Source organism: Borreliella chilensis, from assembly GCA_000808095.1.
GTDB lineage: Bacteria > Spirochaetota > Spirochaetia > Borreliales > Borreliaceae > Borreliella > Borreliella chilensis.
In genome coordinates this window covers 836,480-848,278 of record CP009910.1, presented here as the reverse complement: position 1 = coordinate 848,278, position 11,799 = coordinate 836,480, and the positions used below count along the sequence as shown (strand labels likewise).

General features: G+C 30.7%; 9 protein-coding genes. All 9 read right to left on the bottom strand.

Going from position 1 to position 11,799, the window contains the following annotated elements:
• Positions 1-2,169 carry a polynucleotide phosphorylase gene (locus tag OY14_04040; GenBank protein ID AJA90581.1) on the bottom strand — a complete coding sequence of 723 codons (2,169 nt, stop codon included), beginning with the start codon at positions 2,167-2,169 and terminating at the stop codon, positions 1-3.
• Between the two features lie 13 nt (positions 2,170-2,182).
• Entirely contained in the window at positions 2,183-2,449 is a 267-nt protein-coding gene (locus OY14_04035; GenBank protein AJA90580.1) for a 30S ribosomal protein S15, read from the bottom strand.
• 160 nt (positions 2,450-2,609) lie between these two features.
• A complete protein-coding gene (locus tag OY14_04030; protein AJA90579.1) occupies positions 2,610-3,458 on the bottom strand; it encodes a pseudouridine synthase in 849 nt (282 codons plus the stop codon).
• Positions 3,459-3,460: 2 nt separating this feature from the next.
• Entirely contained in the window at positions 3,461-3,823 is a 363-nt protein-coding gene (locus OY14_04025) for a ribosome-binding factor A (protein ID AJA90578.1), read from the bottom strand.
• Positions 3,824-3,846: 23 nt separating this feature from the next.
• Complete coding sequence (locus OY14_04020) at positions 3,847-6,459, bottom strand: translation initiation factor IF-2 (protein ID AJA90577.1); 2,613 nt, start codon at positions 6,457-6,459, stop codon at positions 3,847-3,849.
• Positions 6,460-6,461: 2 nt separating this feature from the next.
• Positions 6,462-7,907, bottom strand: coding sequence for a transcription elongation factor NusA (locus OY14_04015; GenBank protein ID AJA90576.1), 1,446 nt, complete (start codon positions 7,905-7,907; stop codon positions 6,462-6,464).
• Between the two features lie 13 nt (positions 7,908-7,920).
• On the bottom strand, positions 7,921-8,358 hold the full coding sequence (locus OY14_04010) for a hypothetical protein (protein ID AJA90575.1): 438 nt from the start codon (positions 8,356-8,358) through the stop codon (positions 7,921-7,923).
• A 100-nt stretch (positions 8,359-8,458) separates the two neighbouring features.
• Positions 8,459-9,076: a competence protein ComF gene (locus OY14_04005; GenBank protein ID AJA90574.1), complete on the bottom strand. Its 618-nt coding sequence runs from the start codon at positions 9,074-9,076 to the stop codon at positions 8,459-8,461.
• A 1-nt stretch (position 9,077) separates the two neighbouring features.
• Positions 9,078-11,666 carry a DNA mismatch repair protein MutS gene (locus OY14_04000; protein ID AJA90573.1) on the bottom strand — a complete coding sequence of 863 codons (2,589 nt, stop codon included), beginning with the start codon at positions 11,664-11,666 and terminating at the stop codon, positions 9,078-9,080.
• Positions 11,667-11,799: the final 133 nt, after the last annotated feature.

The following is an 11,799-nucleotide window of genomic DNA, read 5'->3' as shown; positions in this document are numbered from 1 at the left end:
TTAATAATCTTTATCTTTAACAATTTCAAGATCAATTTTTCCAAATTTATCTATATCAATTATTCTAACTTTAATTCGCTGACCTTCTTCTAATTTTGGAGGACGAACTAGCCCTACATTACCTCTTCTATTATCTCCACTACCAAATCTAGAATATCTATTATTAGAATCTCCAAACCTTCCAGAACCATACCTACTATCTCTAGATTTCAATCGAGTACTTAAAAATCCTTCCTTTGCAGGAGTAAGTTCAATAAAAGCCCCAAAACTATTAATCTTTTTAACGACCCCTTCATAAATTTCACCGACCTTCGGCTCCCTTACAATACTCTCTATTTTTTCCTTAGCCTTTTGCATCTTAAAATCATCAGCACCAAAAAGAATAATTTTCCCATTTTGCTCAATTTGAACCTTAACTTCAAATTCATCTGTTATGGCCTTAACTGTTTTTCCAGTAGATCCTATTACAAGAGATATCTTGTCAATATCAATTTGTAGTTGAACAATTTTTGGAGCATATTCAGATATACCAACTCTTGAATTTGAAATTACAGAATTCATAATAGAAAGGATGTGAATTCTGCCCAATCTAGCCTGCTCAAGAGCATCTCTCATTAATTGCTTAGTAACATTTTCAATTTTAATATCCATTTGAAATCCAGTAATTCCATTTTCTGTGCCAGCCACTTTAAAGTCCATATCACCTAAGTGATCTTCTTCCCCAAGAATATCACTTAAAACCACATACTTTTCACCTTCACTAACAAGCCCCATGGCTATCCCTGCAACTTGCCTTTTAACAGGAACCCCTGCGGTCATCAAAGACATACTTCCAGCACAAACAGTAGCCATTGAAGAAGATCCGTTGGACTCTAAAACCTCAGAAACTACTCTAATAGTATAAGGAAAATCGTTTTTTCCAGGAACAATGGACTCTAAAGCTCTTTGAGCTAAATGACCATGGCCAATCTCGCGCCTACCAGTCATAAGTCTACCAGTCTCACCAACTGAAAATGGAGGAAAATTATAATGAAGCATAAAATTAAGGCGCTTATCACCATCAATATCATCCATTATTTGCTCATCAATACTTGTACCAAGAGTAGTTACAGCTAAAGCCTGTGTTTCCCCTCTTGTAAAAAGTGCAGATCCATGTGTTCTGCTTAAAATATCAACTTCTGCAAGAATATCTCTTATTTCATTAGGAGCCCGACCATCCGTTCTAATCTTATTATTAAGAATAGAGCTTCTAACAATCTCCTTCTCAAAATCATCAAAAGCTTTATGAAAAAGCGACTCATTACTATCAGTCAATTTCTCAAGAGAAGAAAAATGTTCATAAGATTTATTTCGCAACAAAGTTATAGCTTTATCTCTATTAAGCTTCCCCTTAACAAAGCAAGCTTCTTTAAGGTCAGCATAAACAAAATCTCTAAGCTCTTCTTTAAATTCAAATATTTTTTCTTCAAAAGCTAAAGGAAGTTTTTCCTTTTCCCCTACGATATTTAAAAACTCTTTTTGAGCATTACAAATTTGCTTAATGTATTCATGTGCACTGTCTATTGCTGAAAGCAAAATATCCTCACTAACCTCATTAGCACCGCCTTCTACCATTGTAATTCCATTTAAACTTCCTGCAACAACAATATCAAGATCAGAATCATGAATTTCTTCAAACGAAGGATTTACTATAAACTTACCATTTAAATACACCATTCTAACAGCCGCAATCGGACCATTAAATGGAATATCTGACAAAAAAACTGCTGTAAAAGCAGCATTCATTCCAACAATATCAGGGGGATTGAGCTGATCTGTAGCCAAAGTTGTAGGAATTACTTGAATTTCTCGACCAAATCTTTTATCAAAAAGAGGTCTCATTGGTCTATCTATTAATCTAGAAACAAGTATTTCTTTATCTTTTGGCTTTCCTTCTCTTTTGATAAATCCTCCTGGAATCTTACCAGCTGCATAATATTTCTCATTATATTCAACAGAAAGGGGAACAAAATCTAAATCTTCTCTCACGTTAGTTGAACAACAAACAGTCGCAAGAACTGAAGATCCCCCATAAGTTGCAAGAACCGATCCATTAGCCTGCTTCGCCATAAATCCCGTCTCAAGCACTAACTCGTCTCTTCCTATTTTTAGTTTTAAAATTTTCCTCAAAATTCAACCTCTTTTATTTTCTAAGACCAAGTTTAGATATCAATATCCTATAAGCTTCTAAATCTTTTTTTTGGTAATACCGTAACAAACTTCGCCTTTGCCCCACCAACTTTAACAAGCCCCTTTTTGAACTATGATCTTTTTTATTTATCTTTAAATGTTCGGTTAAATACTTTATTCGACCTGTAATAAGTGCGATCTGAACTTCAACAGAACCAGTATCACTTTCATTTTTTCCAAACTCAGAAACTATTTTTTGTTTTTGCTTTTTATCTATCATCAAGCAACTCCTATACCATTATAGCAAAGCCTTAACAAACCTCTTGCTATAATTTAAACTTCTACTTATGATAGATTATAATATTTTTTCTCCAAAATAACAAAAACAATTTATCCTTTTTAGATTATTTCTAATTAATATTATTAATAATTTTAAAAAATTAATATATAATAACATATTTATATTTATTCAAACCTATCCCTTCAATAATCGCTAATATTTTTTCTTCTCTGGATTTTAAAATCTTAAATTCATTAATATTGATTTGAATTTCAATGTAAGCTCCATTTTTAACAAGATTTATCTTGTTAAAATCAAGGTAAATCTCTTCAAAACTTCTCAAAGATTCTAAACCCATTAAAGAGGTTTCGCTCAAATTCTTGCACAATACGGATTTTTCTAGCCTGAATACACCTACTTTGGTTCTTTTCAAACTGCTAACATATGCACAAGAATTCAAAGAACGAGCCAAATCTCTTGCAATACTCCTAATATAAGTACCTTTTGAACAAATAATTTTTAAACTAAGTAAAGAAAAATTAAAATCATAACTTAATCTTTTAATCTCATAAATACTTACCCTTCGTTTTTTAATTTCAAAAAATTCCCCATTCAAAGCAAGCTTGTAAGCCCTGCTACCATTAATATGAACAGAAGAAAATCTCGGAGGACTTTGATAAATTTCTCCCACAAAATCTTTAAGCTTTAAATCTATATCCTCTAAATTAGGAATATAATCTGTTTTATTAACTATTCTTCCATTTGGATCAAGAGTATCTGTCTCTAATCCAAATCTAAACTCTGCTAAATATTCTTTATCTAAAGAAGTAAAATAACTTGCAAGCTTTGTATATCTTCCTACAAGAGCAATCAAAACTCCACTTGCAAATTTATCAAGTGTACCGGAATGCCCAACACGGTTTGTATTAAAATATCTTTTTATAGGAAAAAGGGTTTCAAAAGAGGTTTTGCCTTGCTCTTTATTAATTAAAAGAAATCCATCTGCCAAATTTAATTCTCTCTTGTAGTATTTAACCCTTCAATTATCTTATTAACATAAAATGACCTAGAAAGAGAATCATCCTTAACAAATAATAACTTGGGAGTACTTCTAACTTTAATACGTTTAATAATTTGACTTTGTACAAAGCCCTTAGCATTATTTAAAGCTTTAATTGCATTATCCAAAGAAGCACCTTCCTTGATCGAACCTATAAACACTTTAGCATGTATTAAATCTTTTGAAAATTCTACTTTAACCACGGTTAAAAATGAATGAATTCTGGGATCTTTAATTCCCCTAGTCACTATTAAATGACCAATTTCTTGAGCAATAAAACTCTCAAGTTTAAACTTTTTTATATCTTTATACATAAACACATATAAGCAAAGCAAAATTAAGTTTTAAAAGATCTTTTCACTTTTTTTACTTCAAATGCTTCAATTATATCTCCTTCCTTAATATTAGCATAGTTATCAATCATAACACCACACTCATATTGCTCAGCAACTTCTTTAACATCATCTTTAAATCGCTTTAAAGATGAAATTTTGCCAGAATGAATCTGTAAACCATCTCTCATCACATTAGTAATAGCATCTCGTTTTATTAGTCCTCTAGAAACATAACAACCAGCTATTACTCCAACTTTTGGAACATTAATTACAGCCCTCACTTCGGCAAAACCAATAAATTGCTGTTCAATATCTGGTTCAAGCATACCTTCAAGAACTGATTTAACATCGCTTATAGCATCATAAATAATATTATACTTTCTAATCTCAACTTTTTCCTGGTCTGCTAGTGTCTGAGCTTTTGCAGTAGGCCTTACATGAAATCCAATAACAATAGCATCACTTGCTGAAGCAAAGCTAATATCTGTTTCAGTTATTGCACCTGCTGAAGAGTGAACAACCCTTACTCGAACCTCATCATTTGTTAATTTTTCAAGAGAATTCTTTAAAGCCTCAACTGAGCCTTGAACATCTGCCTTTAAAATTATTTTAAGCTCTTTAAGTTCTCCTTCTTTGATTGAATCATAAAGATTTAACATAGTAACTTTTTTTACATTTTTAGAAGATTCATATTTTTTAAGATCCTGTCTTTTAGAACTAATTAATTTTGCTTCTTTTTCGGTTTTAGTTACTTGAAAAGGATCACCAGCCTGAGGAATTGAAGAAAATCCCAAAACACTAATAGCCTTAGCAGGCCCAACGCTCTTAACAGAAACACCCTTATCACTAATTAATGCTTTAACTTTACCATAGCATGCTCCACCTACAAAAGAATCTCCCACATAAAGAGTTCCATCTTCAATAATAACAGAACAAACTATTCCGCGCCCTAAATCAATCTTGGCATCAAGCACCTTACCAATAGCCCTTTTAAACGGGTTTGCCTTTAATAACATCATATCTGACTGCAAAAGAATCATATCAAGAAGTTCAGAAATTCCTATATTTTTAAGAGCAGAAATTAAAACAAAAATGGTGTCCCCTCCCCAATCCTCGGGCACCAAATCGTATTCTGAAAGCTGGTGCTTAATCTTATCAGGATTTGAATCTGGCAAGTCAATCTTATTTATGGCAACAATAATTGGAACATTTGCTTCTTTTGCATGATTAATAGCTTCAATAGTTTGAGGCATAACACCATCAATTGCTGACACAACAAGAACAACAATATCTGTAACTTGAGCTCCACGACTTCTCATCATAGTAAAAGCCTCATGCCCGGGAGTATCTAAAAATGTTATTTCCCTACCGTTGTAAGCAATAGTATAAGCTCCAATATGTTGAGTAATACCGCCAGACTCTGTTTGATTTATATCTATATTCTGAAGCACAGAAAGCAACTTGGTTTTACCATGATCAACATGACCCATTATTGTAATAACAGGGGGCTTTTCAACTCTTTTGCTTTGGTCCTCTACTTCTTCTTCTATAACCGTTTCATCATAAATAGAAACAACATTAACTTTTGAACCATATTCTTCAACCAAAATAGTTGCAGTATCAGAATCTATCTTTTCATTAATAGTAACCATTACGCCCAAAGCCATTAATTTGGCAATCAGCTCAGAAGATTTTAAATTCATCTTTCTTGCAAGATCAGAAACAGTTATACTACCCATAATATCAATTGATTTTGGAATCGGATTAGCCAAATTCTCCCTTTTCTTCTTTTGAAGCTGCTCAAAAACCTTTTGTTCAATTGTTTTGCTTTCAGTCTCTGCTTTTTTTCTCTTATAGCTTTTTTGACTTTCTTGTTGCTGTTTTTTCTTTTCTCCAAGCTTGCGATTTAACTCTTTACTATTCTCAGAATCTGATGAAGATGTAGTAGTAATAGCAGAAACTTTGGTCTTTATAACTCTTCTAAAAGAAACAGGAGCGGTATATTTGTTTTGAATATTATTTTTGGCAACATATGTTCTCTTTACAGAACCTTGATATTGAGAGGTTGTGTTATCTCTGTTTTGCGAGTATCCACCAGTTCTGTTATCCCTGTTTTGCGAGTATCCACCAGTTCTGTTATCTCTGTTTTGCGAGTATCCACCAGTTCTGTTATCCCTGTTTTGCGAGTATCCACCAGCTCTGTTATCTCTGTTTTGCGAGTATCCACCAGTCCTGTTATCTCTGTTTTGCGAGTATCCACCAGTTCTGTTATCTCTGTTTTGCGAGTATCCACCAGTCCTGTTATCCCTGTTTTGCGAGTATCCACCAGTTCTGTTATCTCTGTTTTGCGAGTATCCACCAGTTCTGTTATCCCTGTTTTGCGAGTATCCACCAGTTCTGTTATCTCTGTTTTGCGAGTATCCACCAGTTCTGTTATCTCTGTTTTGCGAATACTCAGCCTTAGGACTGTGCTTATGCAAATCAACAGCATTGATTAAATTATTTCCACCGCTTAAATCGTTATGTGTTACAATTTTTACTACCTTCTTCTTTAACTTAACAATCTTAATTTTTTTACCATCTTCATCTTTAGTATCATCAATATTTTCCGACAAACTTAATCCTCCTCAAACTCAAAACTAAGCCCTATTTTACAACCTGGACAGGAAGTCATATTCTCATTAATAACCACACCACATTCAGGACAAAGAAGCTCTTCATCTTCTTCTACTTTTTCTGTAGACTCACTATCATTAGCGATTATCATCATCCCCTCTTTTAATATTTTGTTAATTTCTTCTTGTTTTTCATAACTTACTCCAAGATTGAAAAGCATTCCTTCATCTGCTTGTAAAAACATGTCAATGTCATCAAGCCCTTCCTTTGATAAATTAGAAATCACAGAAGAATCAAGCAATTTAAGATCGCTTATTTTATTAATTTCTTCAAATTGCTCCTCTTCAACAACATCCTGCATAACTTTATCAAACATTTCTAGTGTTTCTTGCTTAAACTCTGAGTTAGCTTTCATTTCTGCAAATTGACTACTGGTTTTAACATCAATAGCCCAGTCAATAAGCCTATTGGCAAGTCTAACATTTTGACCCATTTTACCTATAGCAAGAGAAAGTTGGTCATCGCTAACAACTACCAAAGCCTTATGTAAATCCTCATCAAGAATATAAACGTGATCTATTTTTGCAGGGGTCAAAGAATCTTTTATAAAATCTTTAATATCTTTACTATAAGGGATAATATCAATTTTTTCTCCTTCAAGCTCCTTAATTATAGATTGAATTCTAGCTCCTTTTTGTCCTATACAAGGACCAATAGGATCAATTTCTTCTTTTTCAGAATAAACAGCAACTTTAGTTCTATAACCTGGATCACGAACTATTTTATGAATTTTAATAACACCCTCTTCAATTTCAGGAATTTCAAGTGCTAGAAGCTCTTCAATAAACTTTGGATGAGTTCTAGAAAGAATAACTTCAATACCATTTTTACCCTTTTTGACATTATAAACTAAAACTCTAATCTTATCATTAAGACTATAAATTTCTCTTGGTGATTGGTACTTCTTGGGAATTATACCATCCGTATTGCCAAGATTAACATAAAGATCGCCATTTCTATTTTGTTGAACATATCCAATAACAACTTTATTTAACTTGCTTTTAAATTCCGATAAAATTTCATTATCCTCAATTCCTTGCAAATCATTTTTAGTCCTTTGTTTTGCAACTTGAATAGAAAGTCTATCAAAAACTTTAGGATTAATCTCAATATAAGCATAACCACCTTCTATAAAATTTTCCCTTGAAATATCTTTTTCTAATATTTCAAGCAAAGAATCTTTTACTTCCTCTACAATTTTCTTTTTTGCATAAACAACCAAATCTCCAGTATCATCATCAAACTTAACAAAAGCATTTTCGTTACTTCCAAAATACTTTTTATAAGCTATCATTATTGACTCTTTAATTGTTTTTCTAATGGATTCCACACTCATGCCTCGATCATTTGCAATGTTTACAATCATATGTCCCGTGCCCTTTATCATCCAAACTTCCTCCTTAAACTAATCTGGCCTTCTTAACATCACTATACAAAACATTTAACTCTTTATTATCTGTTTTAAAAATAAAACCTTTTGATTTTGGCTCTAATATAAAGCCTTCCTCAAATTCATTATCTAGCATTAAGTTAATCTTTTTACCTTCAAAAATTTGAAACTCTCTATCGCTCTTTATTCTTCTGCCTATTCCTGGCGTAGAAAGTTCTAAAGTAAAACTATATTTAAGATTTGCTTCTAAAATTAACAAAATCATCTTATGCAAATCAACCAGCAAATCAATACCTAAAGAAAGATCTTTCCTATAAAGAACTATTTGAATCTTTCCACTATTTCTATTTCTAAAAGTATTAATTTCTAATATTTCAACACTTAAACGTTCTGTTAAATTTTTTAACAAACTATAAACTTCATTATTCTCATCAAAAGATCTAATCAACTACATTCCTAAAAATAATAAGGTCCTTTTAAAAGAACCTTATTAAATACATAATTAAACCTTAAATTAAGGGTAACACTTAGAAAAAATAATGTCAATATTAAACCAAATTATAAGATTTAGCCAACGAAAGCCTTTTTACCTGATGACCTCCAAATTGTAAAATAAGATCCTCACAAATACACATAGATGTTCCTGTGGTAACAATATCATCAAGTAAAACAATCTTTTTAAATTGAAAATTTTTATACTTTGATTTTAATTTAATTTTATTTTCAAGATTTCTCAATCTGAGAGATCCTTTCATTAACTTCTGACTTTTTCCATATTTTCTTGAAAAAATATTTATATAATTAAAGCCAAAATGGTTTAATAAAATGCCAATATATTCCATATGATCAAAACCATAAAACAATTTTCTTCTAAAACTACAAGGAACAGTTACTATTTGATCAAAATCAATATTACTCAAACATTTAGCAATTCCGCTTGCTAAAAATCTTCCAATCGATTTTTGGCCATCTTTCTTATAAGACAAAATCAAAGATTTGTAATGCTCTTTATATTCAAAAAAATAAATCAAATTCCCATCAAATTTGATTTCAAAATTAAAAAGTTCTTTACATTGATCACAAAGAGCATCAGAATAAACATATCTTTTTCCACAAAAAGAGCAAAAAGGTAAAAATATGCTTTTTAGAACATTTAAATAACTCATACTATCTGGACCAAGAAGCAACTTTTAAAACAATCTGATTTAGCAACTCAATTGATTGAAAAGGGGTAATATTATTAATATCTATATTGGAAATGAAATTTTTTAACTCTAAATACTGATTTAACTTAACATTAACATCAGCATCATTTTCCAAAATTTCCCTATCACAACTAGAAGAAGGTATACAAGAAAAAAATTCTAAACAAGAACTACCCTCTCGATTTACTAAACTTTCCAGGACAACATTGGCTCTATCTATTACCCTTAAAGGAAGTCCTGCTATTCGAGCAACATAAATGCCATAAGAATTCAGAGATGGTTTTTCTTCAACTTCTCTTAAGAAGACAAGATCATTGCCTTGCTTTTCAATTTTCATTGAAAGATTAATAAAAGCATTATGATTAATAGTCGATAGCTCATGAAAATGTGTAGCAAACAAACTTCTAGCTCTAATATGATCTAAAATATATTCTACAATAGAATAGGCAATAGCAAGTCCATCATTAGTACTAGTACCTCTTCCAACTTCATCCATAATTATCAAGCTCTTTTCTGTTGCATTTCTTAAAATATTAGCTGTTTCATTCATTTCAACCAAAAAAGTGGATTCCCCCTTAGCAATATTGTCACTCGCTCCAATTCTGCAAAAAATTTTATCCGTAATACCTATTAATGCCTTAGAAGCTGGCACAAAAGACCCTATATGCGCCATCAAAGTAATTAAAGCCACTTGACGCAAATAGGTTGATTTACCTGCCATATTAGGACCAGTAATTAAACAAAAATATTTTTCTTTATTAATCTTTACAAAATTTTCAGTAAAGATTTCAGTATTTTTTACATAGTGCTCAACAACAGGATGTCTAGATTTATCAAGAAAAATTTCTTTATCACATGTCAATACAGGTCTTTTGTATTCATTTTTCTTTGCCAAATAGCCAAAGTTTACAATTAAATCGATATATGCAAAAAATTCAGAAACCTTTTTAATAACTTTATTATGCTTCACAACATTTGATGCTATTTCATCAAAAATTTCTTGCTCAAAAGCAACCACACTGTCTTCAGCATTATTAATATCCACTTCAAGAGAAATAAGTTTTTCTGTCTTGTATCTTTTTGAAGAATTTAAAGTTTGGCTTTCAATAAAATGTACTGGAACTTGCGCATAATTACTCTTTGTAACCTCAAAAAACAATCCCCTATTATTAGTTTTTCTAATCTTTAGATTATTTATCTTGCTACGCAATCTCTCTGATTCAAGATATTCATCAATATATTTATTTGCATTAATCTTTAAGTCTTTTAAACTATCAAGCTTTAGATTGTAACCTCTTTTAATAAGCTCTTCAGACGAACTTGAAATAGCACTATTTATCAAAAAATAAACCTTAGAAATACTATCTTCTTCAGATTTATCAAAATCCCAATAATTAAAATTATGCTTGTCAAATAATTTTTTTACCAAAAAAAACACAGAAAGCGCTTTCTCAATAAATAAAAAATCTTTTTTAATATATCTTTTCATCTGAATTCTAGATATTATTCTCTCAATATCCCATATACTAACAAAAGCTTCTCTTAAAGTCACAGTTAAGCTAATATTCTTGCAAAAAAATTCCACATGATCTAATCTGGTATTAATCTCAGAAATATTTAAAATTGGATTTAAAATAAATTCTCGCAAAAGCCTTTTTCCCATTGGGGTTTTACAATCATTTAAAACAGAATATAATGAATATTGAGAAGAAAAATCATTATTATTTTTTACAAGTTCAAGATTAACCTGAGTTACATCATCAAGAAACATATACGAAGAATCATTATTAATATCTATTTTATCAATATTGCTTAATAAATTTTTTAAATTATTTTTTATATGATTTATAATAAGAAAAGTTGAAATATAATAAGGCTTCTCCTCATCAAATCCAAGAGAATTCAATCCAAGTATGTTAAAATGATCCTTTATTGTTTTTATTGCAACATCTTTATCCAGATGCCAAGTGGGAACTTTGTTGATTAAAAACCGATTAAGATTAAGCTTTTCCAAGTATTCATAATAAAAATTTTCAGAAACTATTATTTCTTTAGGAGAATATTTCTCAAGATCCCTTTTAAGTTTTTCAAAAAAGCTATTCTCATAAAAAATTATTCCAAGACTAGAAGTAGATAAGTCTATATAAGAAAAAGAATAATAATTTTTATAATCACTAATAGCAACTAAATAGTTATTAGAATCATCACTTAAAAAATCTTCATCAAGAATAACTCCTGGGGTTACTACCTCAACAACTTCTCTTTCTAAAGGCCCTCCAGAAGTAGTATTAGACGCCTGTTCACAAATTGCAACTTTTTTATCAAATAAAATTAATTTTCTTATATATTCCTTACTAGTATGATAAGGCACTCCACACATTGGAACATTTTCTCTTTTTGTCAATGTTAAATTAAGAAGCTTGCTTGCCTCAATGGCATCGTCAAAAAACATTTCATAAAAACTGCCTACCCTGAAAAAAATAATAGCATCTTTGTATTTTTTCTTGATATCTAAATACTGCCTCATCATTGGGGTGACATTCTTTTCCATATTCTTCCTAAATAATATTGAATTATAATTGATATTATAAAATAAATACAATACAATTTAAAAAAAGAATATAAAATGGGAGTAAAAGACTCTAAAAGCAATGCCTTTGAGCATTTACAAACAATTTAGTTGC